This is a genomic window from Streptomyces sp. NPDC001933, from assembly GCF_042890955.1.
In the GTDB taxonomy this organism is placed as follows: Bacteria; Actinomycetota; Actinomycetes; order Streptomycetales; family Streptomycetaceae; genus Streptomyces.
Genome location: NZ_JBIASS010000001.1, coordinates 977,163 through 991,024 on the forward strand (window position 1 = coordinate 977,163; position 13,862 = coordinate 991,024).

Consider the following 13,862-nt stretch of genomic DNA (forward strand, 5'->3'; position numbering starts at 1 on the left):
CGGCCGGCACCGGTACCGCCCCGCTCTCAGGAGTTCTGCAGATAGACGAAGAGAGCGATCAGCAGCACGGCAATGATCGGCAGCATGATCAGCCGTGCTTTGCGGAACCCCTCGTTGTCCTGCTGGGACAGGCCCTGGTCGGCACCGTGCACCGATGCCAGATGCTCCCCGGCCATGTCGACGATCTTCTTCATGGTCAGCAGCGACGGCGACCAGTCGCAGTGGGTGCAGACAAGGAAGTCGCGGTACGGGTCGTACCGGAAGTCCCGCTCGATGTTGACCGTGAACACCTGACCGTCCGGTGTCGTGGCCGTGAAGTGGCGTACTGGCGTGCCCATGTGGATCTCCCCCGTTCGGCGCGTACCCGGCCGGGGCACAGTACCCCGACCGGGTGACGCCCGGGTTCAGAAGTCGGCGCTCGTGCGCTCCTCGAGCCGGGCCACCGAGTCCTGGGCGTACGCCTTCTCGTAGGCGTCACGGATCCGCTCGATCTGGGCATCGCGCACGCGGGCCTCGGCCGCGGGGTAGAGCAGGGTCAGTTCGTAGCTGCGCTCCCGTTCGATGACCCCGTTGGAGTCCCGCCACTGCCCCCGGCCGTCCTGGATGGTCAGCCCGTTCGGGAAGCGCGGCGTGACCTCCGCGTCGATGAATGCCAGGAACTGGCGGTCCGTCACATCAGGGCCGCCGTCGGGGCGTTCGGTTCCGAAGAAGAGCCGGGTTTCGATGTACGCACTGCCGTGCGCGGCAAGAGCCGACGCCTCGGAACGCGAGGCCGCGGGGGCTTCGTCGTCGAGCGTGGCGGACGCGACGGGCGTGCCCACGGCCAGTACGGCCAGGGTGACGGCCGCCGTGGTCAGCGCGGCGCGCTTCTTCGGGCCGGTGCGGCCCTGGGCAACGGTGAAGCGGGGGATACGGGACAAGGCGGGGCCCTTCGTTCGGCGCCTGGTGGAGGCGGTGACGGGTGGTGTCCGGATACGGATGGCGTCCGTATGCGAGTGGTGTCCGCACACGCGTGGTGTCCGTATGGGCGATGCCGGGGAAGAGCCCGCGGGCCGCGCGGCGCGGACACGCGGGCCTCACTGTGACAAGCGGTTCCCGCCGGACAGTGGCAAGGACATGGGCGCCCGGCGGAAACCACCCGTACGGGTCGGTCCGGGCGACCTCGATGCCCAGATCGGCCAGGTCGCGGGCAACGCACTCGTCGCACTCCACGCCGTGGGGGCCGGACCGGCGCAGGTCGTCCGGTCGGTGATCTCTATGTGGTCAGCGACTATGCCGCGGTCCTGGGGGCCACCTGGCGCCGGCTCACCGGCCCGTCATCGGGCCCGCGTTCAGCACCGCGAGCACACTCCTCGGCGTCGCGGGGCTCGGCTACTCCGGACAGCTCGTCGAGGTCGACCTCACCGTGGCGCTTCCCGCCTGAATCAGTCCGAAGAGCGGGCCATATGAAAAATGTTTGGCCCGGGTTGGTCGGCGCTGCTAGCGTCCCCGACGTGGCGAAACTCAATCAGATCATCGCAGTGGAGAAGGGCGTCAAGTCCAAGGCTCACCAGGACCTGACGGCGGCCCATCACGGCCTCCAGAAGACCGGCCTGCTGGCCGGGATCTCCCGGACGTACCAGCCGAAGGACGAGGAGGGCGAGCAGCTGCCGCCCGAGTCGACGCTGGTGCAGATCAAGGCCGAGGACGTGCTGCGGGAGACCGCGGCGACCCTGACCCGGCTCTTCGATGTGACCGCCACGAAGGACTGGGCCAACTGCACGGCCCGCGCGGACGTGAAGGTCGACGGGCGGGTGCTCGTGAGCGACGTGCCGGTCTCGTATCTGCTCTTCCTGGAGAAGCAGTTGACGGACCTCAACACCTTTGTCCGCAAGCTGCCGGTGCTCGACGCCGCGGAGGCCTGGACCCAGGACCCGTCGACGGACTCCTGGAAGACCGAGCCGGTACGGACCCTCCGTACCAAGAAGGTGCCCCGCAACCACGTGAAGGCGGAGGCCACCGACAAGCACCCGGCGCAGGTCGAGGTGTACTACGAGGATGTCCCGATCGGGTACTGGACGACGGTGAAGTTCTCCGGCGCCCTTCCCGCGCGGCGCGTCAACGAGCTGCTGGACCGGGTGGAGAAGCTCCAGCAGGCAGTGAAGTACGCCCGCGAGGAAGCCAACGGCGCGGACGTCACCGACCAGCGGGTGGGTGATGCGGTATTCGGTTACCTCTTCGGGTGACCGACCATTGATTCCCCGGCCGACTCATTTCGGCCGGGGTGCGCCAGGAGCGCAAGCTGAAACTGAAGCTTGTCGTGACGACGCGGTTCAAGTGGAGGTTCGAGTCCTCCCCCCGGCACTCCGTGTGCCCCGGCGCACGAACGGGCCGGGGTGGCCCAAATGGTAGAGGCAGACCGCGATCAATCTCAGACTCTTGCTCCAGACTCAGCATTCGCCACCCATCGCCGAATCAAACGGGCCCGTGCCCATGGGCGTCGAGATGCCGGTTCGACTCCGGCTCGCAGAGCTTCGATCTGCGGTCGTCTAAAGGCAGGACGCGGCGACATAAACCTGACACGGGTCCTTAAAAGTGTCGGCGTGCCGAACGGGTGGCACACCAGGGCTCGGGGGCCGGCTACGCCCCCGGGCCCGCTCCTGTCTCCGGACGGCGCGCCGCTCACGCGCTCGCGGGCAGCGACACCCCGCGCCCGGCGAAGAAGCGCTCGAAGTCGGGCAGCGCGAGCTCCGCGGTCCGGGTCCGAGCCGTCGTTCCCGACGGGTTGTGGAAGTGGACGCCCCCGCCGTCGGCCGTACGGGACGTCAGCAGCACCAGATGCCCGCCCCGCCCCGGAGCGGGCCGCTCCGGGTACCGGATGCCGTAGTGCACCGAGGCCATGACCGTACGGCCGCCGTCCAGCAGGCCGAGGATCTCCTTCGGCGAGAGATGGCGGTGCACCGTGGCGTCCACGCCGTGCACCTCGCGTGCGTACTCGGCGAAGGGGGCGTAGATCAGCCCCCGGATCTCCCCCTGTGCGTCCTCGGTGTACGCGCCGTATCCGAGCGCCCCGTCGCGCAGCGCGAACAAGGACGGGGCTCCGGCGCCGAGTGCCATGCGCAGGCAGGTCATACCGCACAGATGGCCTGACCAGCGCGCGTAATCGGCCGGTGACGCCGCGCCCGAATCCGCCCAGGCCGGGTCGGTGGCCGGATCGAGCCCGTCCTCCACGATCGGGCCGACCAGCCCGAACGAGGCGAACTGGGTGTGGACGGGAAAGCGGCAGGTGGAACAGGTCACCGAGGGCGTCCGATCACTGGCGGTATCCGGTCAGGAAGCGGCCGATGCGGCTGATCGCCGCGTCGAGATCGTCAGCGTACGGGAGCGTGAGGATCCGGAAGTGGTCGGGCCGCGGCCAGTTGAAGCCGGTTCCCTGCACGACCTGGATCTTCTCCCGCAGCAACAGATCCAGCACGAACTTCTCGTCGTCGACGATGCGGTGCACCTTCGGGTCGAGGCGCGGGAACGCGTACAGCGCGCCCTTCGGCTTCACGCACGACACCCCCGGGATCTCGTTCAGCTTCTCCCAGGCCCGGTTGCGCTGCTCGTACAGCCTGCCGCCCGGCGCGACCAGCTCCCGGATCGACTGCCGGCCGCCGAGCGCGGCCTGAATGGCGTACTGCGCGGGCGCGTTGGGGCACAGACGCATGGAGGCGAGCGTGGTCAGCCCCTCCAGATAGCTGCGGGCGTGCTGCTGCGGGCCGGAGACCACCATCCAGCCGGAGCGGAATCCCGCCACGCGGTACGTCTTCGACAGGCCGCTGAAGGTGAGGCAGACCAGGTCCGGGGCGAGGGCCGCCACGCTGTGGTGCTCGGCGTCGTCGTACAGGATCTGGTCGTAGATCTCGTCGGCGAACACCATCAGGCCGTGCCTGCGCGCCAGATCGAGGATGCCTTCGAGGATCTCGCGCGGGTAGACGGCACCGGTCGGATTGTTCGGGTTGATGATCACGACGGCCTTGGTGCGGTCGGTGATCTTCGAGGCCATGTCGGCGAGGTCGGGGTTCCAGTCCGACGCCTCGTCGCAGGTGTAGTGCACGGACCTGCCGCCCGCGAGGGTCACCACCGCGGTCCACAACGGGTAGTCGGGGGAGGGGACGAGCACCTCGTCGCCGTCCTCCAGCAGCGCCTGGACGGCCATCGAGATCAGCTCGGAGACGCCGTTGCCGAGGAAGATGTCGTCGACCCCGACGTCCACCAGCCCCATCGCCTGGTAGCGCTGCGCCACCGCCCGGCGGGCGGACAGGATGCCGCGCGAATCCGTGTAGCCATGGGCCTGCGGAAGCATCCGGATCATGTCCTGGACGACCTCCTCCGGCGCCTCGAAACCGAAGAGCGCGGGGTTGCCCGTGTTGAGCCGGAGCACGCTGTGGCCCGCCTCCTCCAGGGCGTTGGCGTGCTCGATGACCGGGCCCCGGATCTCGTAACAGACCTCGTTGAGCTTGCTGGACTGCCGGAATTCCATGCGGTGCCTCCCCGACCCGATTGCGATACTTGGTTTTACCAAGCTCGGGCTTGGAAAGTCCAACAACATGTCTAGACTGCGTCGCATGCCACGTCAGCAACAGCCCACAACGCGCCCGGTCCGCCGCCGGAGTTACGACCAGTTCTGCGCCACCGCGCGCGCCCTCGACTCCGTGGGCGACCGGTGGACGCTGCTGATCGTCCGTGAACTGCTGGCGGGCCCCCGCCGCTACACCGACCTCCACGCCGACCTTCCGGGCGTCAGCACGGACGTGCTCGCCTCCCGGCTCAGGGACATGGAGCAGAACGGCCTCGCCACCCGCCGCCGGCTCCCGCCGCCCGCCGCCGCCTCGGTCTACGAGCTGACCGAGCGCGGCCACGGCCTGATGCCGGTGCTCGCCGCGCTCGCCGAGTGGGGCGCGCCCGCGCTGGCCGAACGGCGGACGACCGATGCGGTGCGGGCCCACTGGTTCGCTCTTCCGCTGCTGCGTGCGCTGGACGGGCCGGCCTACGAGGGGGTCGTCGAAGTGCACCTGGACGAGGGCGAGTTCCATGTGCGCGCCGGCGGTACGGGGGACGGAGCGGCGGTGTACGGGGACGGCCCCGCCGACCGTGCCGACGCCCGCATCGCACTCGACGTCGAGGTCTGCCTGGAGCTGGCGCAGGGCGGGCTGACCCTCGCCGAGGCCGTCGGGGACGGACGCGTCGAGGTGTCGGGCGACGGACCGCTCGCCGCTGCGCTGCGCGGCGACTGACGGGGCGCCATGGCGCGTGGTTCCCTGTTCCGACTCCCGCATGGATCATGGGTGCTGGCCGGTCCGGGGCGATCACCGGACGCCGAGGCAGAGGCAGAGGAGTCGGGTGTGCACAGCGGTGATGCACGGCGAAGGGGCGAGAAGAAGCGGTGGGCGGGCCGGGGACTGTCCGGCAAGGCCCTGGTCCTGGCGGGCTGCGTGGCCGCGCTCGGCCTCGTGCCGTCGGCGGCCGTGGCCACGCCGGGCAGCGGGGTGAGCGGCACCGTGCTCGCGAAGGGCACATCGACGGGGAAGCTGAACGTGCGGACGCCGAACGGCCGCACCGATGTGACCTTCCGGACCATCACGATCGAGCCGGGCGGCTCCACCGGCTGGCACACCCACCGCGGTCAGCTGGTCGCCGTCGTCAAGTCCGGGACGCTGACGCGCACTTTCGGCGACTGCTCGGTCGAGGTGACGCCCGCGGGCTCGACGCTCATCGAGCAGTCCGGGACCGACCACCGGCACATCGGACGCAACCTGGGGACCGAACCAGTCGTGCTCCTGGTGACGTACCTGCTGCCCGAGGGCAGCGAACTCTCCGACGACGCCGAGGCGGTGGACTGCGGCGCGAAGAAGTAGCGCGCGCCGCTCGTCCACCCGAAGCGGTGGCCACCGGCGAATGCAGGGCCTGCCGCCGCTGTCGGTCGTCAGTTGGCGAGCGTCTCGCCGTACGCCCCGAAACCGGAGATCACCAGGCCGTCGCGGAAGGTCAGCACCTCGCTGACCCGGCCGCCGATCTGGTTGCGGTAGTCGATCACCAGGGCATGGACGCTCGCCCGGACGTCCACCAGCTCGAACTTCAGCTCGGGGATGCGCTCCAGGCCCGTCGCCCAGTAGGCGCGCAGGGCCTCCTTGCCGTGCACCGTGCCCGAGGCGTCGCCGGTCATCTGCGCGATCACCGGCGAACTGAACGTCACGTCGTCGTGATAGTGCGTCAGAATGCGGTCGAGATCATGGGAGTTCCAGCCTTCCAGCCACTCGGCGGCGAACGTGCGGGCGAATTCGAGGTCCATGGGGAGATCGTAGGCGGCCAAGAAGAGGAGACAACGGCAATGAACGGGGAGGGAACGGCCATGAACGGGGAGAACCCGCGGGACGGGGCGGGCGAGGGCGGACTCGACCCGGCGCGGCGTGCCGCGTTCGCACAGGAGCTGCTGCGGGCGCTCACCGCGCACTGTCCCGGTTCGCGGGCGGAGCTGCGGGGCTCGCTCGCCCGCGGAACGGCGGACGCGTACAGCGACATCGACATCGTCTGGACCGTGCCCGGCGACCGGTTCGCCCCCTGCCTCGCCGCTGTCCGCGACGTACTCGAATCGGTCGCGCCCCTGGACTCCCTGCGTACGGACCCCGATGTGCGGAACTCCCGCGAGCGGCGTCTGCTCTTCGCCGCCTTCCGCGGGCTTCCGCTCTTCTGGCGCGTGGACCTGGAGGTCGGGGCGTCACCGGCCGCACCGGGCGAGAGCCGTCCCGCGTCGTACGGTGACGACTGGTCGGACCCGGCGAGCGCGCTGGCCAACGCGGTCGCCGCGACGAAGGCCGTACTGCGCGGGCAGCCGCAGAACGCCCAGGGGCTGCTGGAGCGCGGCTTCCGGCGCATCGACGCGCCGGACGGCGTATCCGGACGGTGGTTCGCCGACATCCGCAGGCTCGCCGAAACCGTGGCCGGCCGCGAACCGGACCTGCGCCCGCTCGCCGACCGCGTACTGCGCCTCACCGACAGCCACCGGGCACAGCTCCTCTGGCGGACGCTCCCCGCCGGGGTACGCGAGCGGGTCGACGAACTGGTCCTGGCGGGCCGGAACATCCAGGCCGTCCAGGCGATGCGGGAGAGCGGCATCGACCCCCGTCCCGAGCTGTACGAATGCGTGGAGGTGCTCGACGGGCGCCACCGCGAACTCGCCGACCGCCTGCCGCCCCCGGCCCTCCGGGACGTGGACACCCTGGCCGAGGCCGCCGGCGCCCTGCCCCGCGATCCCGTGGCCGTCGAGGCGGTCTGGGACGGCGACACCCGGGGCTGGATCGTGGTGCTGACCGCCGTCCTGGCCGAGCCGTGGGAGAGCGCTGTACTGGCCGGCTTCCGGATCGGCGCGGCGGGGACCGACGAGGCGGCGCGGACGGGCCGGGAACTGGCGGAGCGGCTCGGTGTCCCGTTCCGCTTCGCGAGCCCCGACGAACCCGACGAGGACGCCCCTCGCTGGTGGGACGCCCGGCACTGAGCACCGGCCCCGGGGCGATGATGGGCGGGTGCGATTCGAAGCGATCACCTGGGAGCGGCTGGCCGAAGCCTTCGCCGTACACACCGACACCCGGGAGCCCGCCGACGGCGGCCCCTGGCTGAAGGTCGCCGTCGACGGTGCTCCGGCGGCCCGTACCGGGGAGCTCGCCGAGCGCGTGGCACAGGCGTTGCGGGTCCGGGGCCGGGCAGTGCTGGTCGTGTCCACCGAGGGGTTCCTGCGGCCGGCGAGCCTCCGGTACGAGTACGGCAAGGAGGACCCCGACTCGTACTACGACAGCTGGTTCGACACGGGCGCGCTGTGGCGCGAGGTCTTCGGGCCGCTGGAGGCCGGCGGGAGCGGGCGGGTGCTGCCCGATCTCTGGGATCCGGTGACCGACCGCGCCACGCGGAGCCCGTACCGGCCGCTGCCCGGGGGCGGGGTGCTGGTGGTCCACGGGCCGTTGCTGCTGGGGCACTGGTTCCCGTTCGACCTGAGCGTCCATCTGCGGCTGTCGCCGGGCGCGCTCCGGCGGCGTACCGAGACGGCGGAGCGCTGGACGCTGCCCGCTTTCGCGCGGTACGAGGACGAGGCGGCGCCGGGCGACCGCGCGGACGCGGTCGTGCGCGCCGACGACCCGCTCCACCCGGCCTGGACCGGATGGCGCGGATCGGCGGCCTGATCCACGGTGCGGGCGGTGGCCCAGGGGCCCTGTTCACGGTCCCGGACGGCCGCCCACGGTGGTGACCGCCTCCGCGCCCGCCCGGCATCCCGCCGCCGCGGCCGAGGCGTCGTCCGCCCCCGCCAGTCGCGCCGCGAGGAAGCCGCCGGTGAACGCGTCGCCCGCCCCCGTCGAGTCCACCGCACCACGCACCCGGACCGCCGGGACGCGCCCGGTCACCGCACCGGCGGCGGCGAGCAGCGCTCCGCGCTCTCCCAGCGTGACGACCACCCGGCCCACCTGGAGGCTCAACTTGGCCGCGGCATCGGCCGGTTCGGGCAGCCCGGTGAGCAGCCGGGCCTCGTCCGCGTTGGGCAGCAGCAGATCGGTGCCCTCCACGGCCGTCAGGAACCGGTCGGCGCCCAGCTCGGCGAGGAAACCGGCCGAGGCCGGATCCACGCTCACCGGGATCCGCCGCCGCCGTGCTTCCCGCAGGGCGAGCAGGGCCGTCGCGCGGCTCGTCGCGGCGAAGAGGAGGTAGCCGGAGAGATGGAGATGGGCGATGCCGTCCAGCATCGACGGTGACCAGTCGTCGGGGGAGAGGCGGAGCACGGCGCCGCTGTCGGTGAGGAAGGTGCGCTCGGCGGTGGAATCGACGAGCGCGACGACGGTGGCGGTCGGCGCGTCCTCGTCCACGGCCAGCAGGCAGCGCACCCCCGCCCGCCGCAGTGCGTCCCGGTGCCAGTCCGCGCTGTCGGCGCCGACCCGGGCCAGCAGCCGCACGTCGGCACACCCGGAACGGGCCGCCCAGCAGGCGACGTTGGCCCCCGCGCCGCCGGGGAGGGTGCGGATCCGGGCCGGGGTGTCCGTGCCGTGGACCAGCGCCGTTCCGTGCCGGGCCACCACATCCGTGACCACGTCCCCGATGACGAGCAGGCCGCCGCCGGACGTTGCCCGGCTGTCGGTCGTCGCCCGGCCGTCGGTTGCCGTCCGGCCCTCGGTCATCGTCCGGCCTTCGGTCATCGTCCGGCCTTCGGTCATCGTCCGGTCGCCGAAGCCTGGGGCGTGGCGGCCCAGGCTTCGGCGATCCGCGCGGCGAGCGACACGTTTCCGCGTACGGCCGCGAGATTGGCCTCCAGCGAGGCGCCGCCGGTTCCCCGCATCAGCCGGTCCAGCAGGAACGGCGTGACGGCCTGGCCCGCGATGCCCCGCTCCCGGCACTCCGCCAGGGCCTCGGTCAGCACACGGTCGTGGAGCGCGGGATCCAACTGGTCCGCCTCGGACACGGGGTTGGCGACGACGAGCGCGGCCCCGGGGCCGCCGAGCACGTCCTGTGCCCGCATCACATCCGCGACCTCCTCGGGCGTGCGCACCGTCCAGTCGACCGGCTCGCCCGAACTGGTCAGATAGAAGCCGGGGAAGCGGTCGGTGCCGTAACCGAGCACCGTGACGCCGAGCGTCTCCAGGCGTTGCAGCGTCGCCGGGACGTCCAGGATCGACTTCACCCCCGCGCACACCACGGTGATGCCGGTCCGCGCCAGGAGCCGGAGATCGGCGGACTCGTCCTGGGTCCGCGTCCATTCCCGGTGCACGCCGCCGAGGCCGCCGGTCGCGAAGACGCGCAGGCCGGCGTGGGCGGCCAGGAACGCCGTCGCGGACACGGTCGTCGCCCCGCTCGCGCCCGTCGCCAGGGCCGGTGCGAGGTCCCGGTGCCCCAGCTTCCGCATCGCGGGGTCCGCGGCGACCCGGTCCAGCTGGGCCTTGTCCAGGCCGATGCGGGCCCTTCCGTCGAGTACGGCGATCGTCGCGGGTACCGCGCCGGCGGACCGTACGAGCCCTTCGAGCTCCTCGGCGACCCGCAGATTGCGGGGGCGCGGCAGACCGTGGGCGATGATCGTCGACTCCAGGGCCACGACGGGGTGGTGCGCGGCGAGGGCCGCCCGTACCTCGTCGGAGAGGACGGGGGCGCAGGGGTGTGCGCGGTGCGACGTGTTAGATGACATGTCCACATCCCTGTCGCGGGCGCGGCCGCCTCAAACGTGCGGCCGGGGCGGCGGACCCGTGCGGCACGGGCCGGACCGGCTGGTTTCAGCCTGCCGTTCCGCCCGTGGGTCCGCCTGCCGGTCCGGTGCATCCTGCTGTCGAGTCGCCTCCCGGCGGTCGCTAAGGTGACCGGCCATGACCACATTTGATCAAGCCCCTGCCTCGTTCGCCGTGCACATTCCGGACGCCGAACTCGAACCGGAACCGCTGGATCCAGCGCAGATCGTCTCGGGTGAGCCCGTGGTGACCGGCAAGGTGCTCTGGGAGTCGCCCGACGGCAAGCAGGTGCGCGGCATCTGGCAGATCACGCCCGGCGTGGTCACCGACACCGAGGCCAACGAACTCTTCGTGGTCGTCAGCGGGCGCGCGACCGTGGTGGTCGAGGGCGGCGAGACGCTGGAGATCGGGCCAGGGGACGCCTGTGTGCTGCGCGAGGGCGACCGTACGACATGGACGGTGCACGAGACGCTGCGCAAGGCGTACCACATCAGCCTCTGAAACCCCTGCGAAGCTTTCTCAGGAACGCTTCGGAGCTCCCGCGGGAACCCGTCGGAGCTTTCCTCAGGAAGCCGTGCCGGAAGCGCCGGACCGGGCGAGCGCCCGGCGCAGTGCCAGCGCGGCCATCGGCAGCAGCAGACATGCTCCGACCACGTTCAGCCAGCCGTAGCTCGCCCGGGCGACGATGACCCCGGCAACCGCTCCGCCGATGCCCGCCGCCGTGTTCATGGTCAGATCCGAAAGACCCTGCACGGCGGCGCGGGCGGGCTGCGGCACGGAGTCGGTGAGCAGCGCCGAACCGGCGACCAGCCCCGCCGACCAGCCGAGACCGAGCATGAAGAGACCGGCCGCGGTCTGCCCGTGGTTGGGGCCCGCGGTTCCGGCCAGCAACGCGGCACAGGAGAGCAGCCCGACCGCCAGACCGATCACGGCGAGCCGGCCGAAACGGTCCGAGAGCCAGCCCATCACCGGGGAGAACGCGTACATCCCCGCGATGTGGCCGCTGATGACCAGACCGATCAGCTGGAGCCCGGCGCCGTGGTGGCCCAGGTCGACCGGGGTCATCACCATGATCGAGACCATCGCCGTGTGCGAGACGGCCACCGTCACCAGCGCCAGCCGTGCCATCGGCGAGGCCCGGACCGCCGCGATCCCGGCGCGCAGTGAACGGCCGGCCGAGGACCCGTCGCCCTGCGGTGCCAGCGCCCGCGCCGTGAGCAGCGGGTCCGGCCGCAGCAGCACCCCGACCACCACGGCGGCCAGCAGGAAGATCCCGCCCGCGAAGACGAACGGGCCAGCCTGCTCGGATATCGCGGAGCCCCGGAAGAGACGGCCCACCGGGGCGGCGATGTTCGGCCCGAGCACGGAACCGATCGTGGTGGCCCAGATGACGGTGGAGATCGCCCGGCCGCGCCGGTCGGGCTCGGCCAGGTCCGCGGCGGCGAACCGGGCCTGCAGATTGGCCGAGGAACCCGCACCGAACCCGGCCATGCCGAGCAGCAGCATGGGGAAGCTGTCCACGAGGGTGGACAGGACCACGAGCCCCGCGCCGAGTACACCGATCAGATACGCCGCCACGAGACCGGGGCGCCGGCCGCGCGAGGTCATCAGTGCGGCCAGCGGCAGCGAGAGCAGAGCGGTTCCGGCCACCGAGGCGGTCGGGGCCAGACCGGACAGTGCCTCGGAGCCGCTCACCTCCGTGGCCAGCACGGGGGCCAGGGCGATACCGATGGGCACGCCGAGGCCGCCGAGTATCTGGCTGACTATGAGCACCGCGGACGTTCGGCGCCGCAGCCCGGGCAGCTCGGCCGCAGAGACCGGGGCGGGGAACCCGCCGGGTCCGGCAGGGGTGTCAGGTTCATCGAGGGCGTTGGTCACTGACGCAGTGTGCCAGCCCGTACACAGGTACGAAACAGGGGTCGGGCGGGGCACGGGCAGCAAGGCCCCGGCGCGAGGGCGCACGGGACCGGGCGAGGGCTCAGGGCCCCGGCGTCCGGATCAGAACAGCGGCTGGGGCAGCACGCCCTCCAGAGCCAGCAGCTGCCGCTTGGTTTCGAGTCCGCCGCCGAACCCGCCGAGTCCGCCGTCGCTCTCCACCACTCGATGGCACGGCACCACCACCGGGAGCGGATTGGACCCCATGGCCGCCCCGACCGCCTGCGCGGCGCCCGGCTGCCCGACCCGTCCGGCGAGATCCCCGTACCCGACGACCGTCCCGTACGGCACACCCGTGGCCAGCTCGCGGAGCACCTGGCGGTTGAAGCCGGAGGTCAGCGACCAGTCGAGGTCGAGGGAGAACTCCCGCGCCGAGCCCGCGAAATACGCCGCGAGCTGACGTATCGGCTCGGCGAGCCGGGCGGAGCCGGGACTCTCCACCGGCTCCGCGCCCAGTCGCGTCCGCAGCTGCCCGACCGCCTTCTCCCGCACCTCGGGACGGGCGTGGAAGACCACGTTCACCAGCCCCGTGCCGGTCGCGGCGAGCAGCAGCGGGCCGATGTCGCTCCCGACGACGGCCCACTCGGCAACCCCGTTGCTGTTCATGTGAACCACCGTACGGCCGGCCACTGACAACAGGTCCGTACGGCCGGACGGACGGTGGACTTGTCCGCCCGGTCAGTTCGTGGCTTCGCGCACCACATCGGGGTTGTTGGTGATGATCCCGTCCACGCCGAGGCCCGCCACCTTCGCGGCGGTCGCCGCGTCGTTGACCGTCCAGGTGTTGACCCGGAGCTTCTTGCCGTGCGCGCCCTTCAGCGCGTGAACCGCGTCCACGTAGTCGGCCGAAACCGATGTGTAGGAGGGGTTGATCTGGTCGGTGAAGGCCGCGTACGAGGGCAGGTCGGCCACCGCGGGAGTGCCGAGGAAGCCCGTCGTGACGTCCGGGCGCAGCTGGTGCACCTTCTTCACGCTGTCCGCGCCGAAGCTCTGGATGACGAGCCTGTTCTTCACGTGCGAACGGTCGAGCCACCCCTTCTGGCGCAGCACCCGCAGGGTCTCCTTCTCGATGCCCGGGTAGATCTCGGGGCTCTTGATCTCCAGGAGCAGCTTCTGCCGGTTGCGCTCGACCCGGTCCAGGTACTGCTTGAGCGTGGGCACCCGGGTTCCGGCGAACTGCGGACCGAACCAGCTGCCCGCGTCCAGCCGGGCGATCTCCGCCGCCGTGAAGTCCTTGACCGCCCATGAGGTCCGGTCCGGGAAGACCTCCTCGACGTCGGTGGTCCGCTTCAGATCGGTGTCGTGCACGACCACCAGCACGCCGTCCTTGGTGAACTGGACGTCGTTCTCCACCCAGTCGAAGCCGAGGGCGTCGGCCTTGTCGACGGCGGCCAGAGTGTTCTCCGGCGCGTAGGCCGAGGCGCCCCGGTGGGCGAAGACGACGGGCGCGGTCCGCTTCGCGTCCCCGGCCCGCTCCGCATCACCGGCCGCCGTCGTGTCCCCGGTCCGGGCGCTCACGGTGCTGACGCCGGTGACGCCGGTGACCGCGGTCGTGTGCCCGGCCGCGGTGGTCCTGGCGGTGGTCTGCGTATCGGCGGTCGACATCAGATAGGCGCCGGCGCCCATCAGGGCGGTGGCGGCGAGGGCGGCGGTTGCGGTGCGTGCGTACACGTGTACTCCTTGCGTCAGAAGTTGCGGACGGGCCGAGAGTGA

At 71.7% G+C, this 13,862-nt stretch carries 16 protein-coding genes, 1 tRNA gene and 1 pseudogene; 8 read left to right on the top strand and 10 right to left on the bottom strand.

What is annotated here, in order from left to right; all coding sequences use genetic code 11:
• Window positions 1–26: 26 nt before the first annotated feature.
• Together ACFYY7_RS04330 and ACFYY7_RS04335 are read right to left on the bottom strand one after the other, a co-directional pair.
• Complete coding sequence (locus ACFYY7_RS04330) at window positions 27–338, bottom strand: hypothetical protein (protein WP_388656789.1); 312 nt, start codon at window positions 336–338, stop codon at window positions 27–29.
• A gap of 66 nt (window positions 339–404) precedes the next feature.
• Window positions 405–920, bottom strand: a complete 516-nt coding sequence (locus tag ACFYY7_RS04335; RefSeq protein ID WP_388656792.1) for a DUF3574 domain-containing protein — start codon at window positions 918–920, stop codon at window positions 405–407.
• A gap of 226 nt (window positions 921–1,146) precedes the next feature.
• On the opposite strand from ACFYY7_RS04335, the pseudogene ACFYY7_RS04340 reads away from it, so the two are divergent.
• The 3 genes and pseudogenes from ACFYY7_RS04340 to ACFYY7_RS04350 form a co-directional block, all read left to right on the top strand.
• A pseudogene (locus ACFYY7_RS04340) lies at window positions 1,147–1,423 on the top strand (RidA family protein); the annotation flags it as partial.
• Window positions 1,424–1,493: 70 nt separating this feature from the next.
• On the top strand, window positions 1,494–2,225 hold the full coding sequence (locus ACFYY7_RS04345) for a hypothetical protein (RefSeq protein ID WP_072483100.1): 732 nt from the start codon (window positions 1,494–1,496) through the stop codon (window positions 2,223–2,225).
• Between the two features lie 32 nt (window positions 2,226–2,257).
• Window positions 2,258–2,343: transfer RNA gene (locus ACFYY7_RS04350), tRNA-OTHER, on the top strand.
• Window positions 2,344–2,661: 318 nt separating this feature from the next.
• Here the strand turns inward: ACFYY7_RS04350 and ACFYY7_RS04355 are convergent.
• Entirely contained in the window at window positions 2,662–3,279 is a 618-nt protein-coding gene (locus tag ACFYY7_RS04355; protein ID WP_388656795.1) for a peptidase, read from the bottom strand.
• Window positions 3,280–3,292: 13 nt separating this feature from the next.
• A complete protein-coding gene (locus tag ACFYY7_RS04360; protein ID WP_388656798.1) occupies window positions 3,293–4,504 on the bottom strand; it encodes a pyridoxal phosphate-dependent aminotransferase in 1,212 nt (403 codons plus the stop codon).
• 85 nt (window positions 4,505–4,589) lie between these two features.
• Here ACFYY7_RS04360 and ACFYY7_RS04365 point away from each other — a divergent pair, with 85 nt between their 5' ends.
• Both ACFYY7_RS04365 and ACFYY7_RS04370 read left to right on the top strand, forming a co-directional pair.
• Window positions 4,590–5,258, top strand: coding sequence for a winged helix-turn-helix transcriptional regulator (locus tag ACFYY7_RS04365; protein WP_388656801.1), 669 nt, complete (start codon window positions 4,590–4,592; stop codon window positions 5,256–5,258).
• A 108-nt stretch (window positions 5,259–5,366) separates the two neighbouring features.
• Window positions 5,367–5,879 carry a cupin domain-containing protein gene (locus ACFYY7_RS04370; protein ID WP_388656804.1) on the top strand — a complete coding sequence of 171 codons (513 nt, stop codon included), beginning with the start codon at window positions 5,367–5,369 and terminating at the stop codon, window positions 5,877–5,879.
• A 68-nt stretch (window positions 5,880–5,947) separates the two neighbouring features.
• On the opposite strand, the gene ACFYY7_RS04375 is transcribed toward ACFYY7_RS04370, so the two are convergent.
• A complete protein-coding gene (locus ACFYY7_RS04375; RefSeq protein ID WP_388656807.1) occupies window positions 5,948–6,313 on the bottom strand; it encodes a nuclear transport factor 2 family protein in 366 nt (121 codons plus the stop codon).
• Window positions 6,314–6,352: 39 nt separating this feature from the next.
• On the opposite strand from ACFYY7_RS04375, the gene ACFYY7_RS04380 reads away from it, so the two are divergent.
• Window positions 6,353–7,516 (top strand): nucleotidyltransferase domain-containing protein, encoded by a 1,164-nt coding sequence (locus ACFYY7_RS04380; protein WP_388656809.1) that lies wholly within the window; start codon window positions 6,353–6,355, stop codon window positions 7,514–7,516.
• 28 nt (window positions 7,517–7,544) lie between these two features.
• The gene (locus ACFYY7_RS04385; protein WP_388656812.1) at window positions 7,545–8,195 is read left to right on the top strand and encodes a uridine kinase; all 651 of its coding nucleotides are present in this window, start codon (window positions 7,545–7,547) and stop codon (window positions 8,193–8,195) included.
• A 33-nt stretch (window positions 8,196–8,228) separates the two neighbouring features.
• Here ACFYY7_RS04385 and ACFYY7_RS04390 read toward each other — a convergent pair whose 3' ends face one another.
• Together ACFYY7_RS04390 and ACFYY7_RS04395 are read right to left on the bottom strand one after the other, a co-directional pair.
• A complete protein-coding gene (locus ACFYY7_RS04390; RefSeq protein WP_388657124.1) occupies window positions 8,229–9,179 on the bottom strand; it encodes a carbohydrate kinase family protein in 951 nt (316 codons plus the stop codon).
• Between the two features lie 32 nt (window positions 9,180–9,211).
• Window positions 9,212–10,177, bottom strand: a complete 966-nt coding sequence (locus tag ACFYY7_RS04395) for a pseudouridine-5'-phosphate glycosidase (RefSeq protein ID WP_388656815.1) — start codon at window positions 10,175–10,177, stop codon at window positions 9,212–9,214.
• 175 nt (window positions 10,178–10,352) lie between these two features.
• On the opposite strand from ACFYY7_RS04395, the gene ACFYY7_RS04400 reads away from it, so the two are divergent.
• Window positions 10,353–10,715 (top strand): cupin domain-containing protein, encoded by a 363-nt coding sequence (locus ACFYY7_RS04400; protein ID WP_266736531.1) that lies wholly within the window; start codon window positions 10,353–10,355, stop codon window positions 10,713–10,715.
• A 63-nt stretch (window positions 10,716–10,778) separates the two neighbouring features.
• Here ACFYY7_RS04400 and ACFYY7_RS04405 read toward each other — a convergent pair whose 3' ends face one another.
• The 3 genes from ACFYY7_RS04405 to ACFYY7_RS04415 all read right to left on the bottom strand — a co-directional run bounded on the left by ACFYY7_RS04405 (window position 10,779) and on the right by ACFYY7_RS04415 (window position 13,820).
• Entirely contained in the window at window positions 10,779–12,092 is a 1,314-nt protein-coding gene (locus tag ACFYY7_RS04405; protein WP_388656818.1) for an MFS transporter, read from the bottom strand.
• A 120-nt stretch (window positions 12,093–12,212) separates the two neighbouring features.
• Window positions 12,213–12,755: a methylated-DNA--[protein]-cysteine S-methyltransferase gene (locus ACFYY7_RS04410; protein ID WP_388656821.1), complete on the bottom strand. Its 543-nt coding sequence runs from the start codon at window positions 12,753–12,755 to the stop codon at window positions 12,213–12,215.
• 72 nt (window positions 12,756–12,827) lie between these two features.
• Window positions 12,828–13,820 (bottom strand): glycerophosphodiester phosphodiesterase, encoded by a 993-nt coding sequence (locus ACFYY7_RS04415; RefSeq protein WP_388656824.1) that lies wholly within the window; start codon window positions 13,818–13,820, stop codon window positions 12,828–12,830.
• Window positions 13,821–13,862 lie beyond the last annotated feature (42 nt).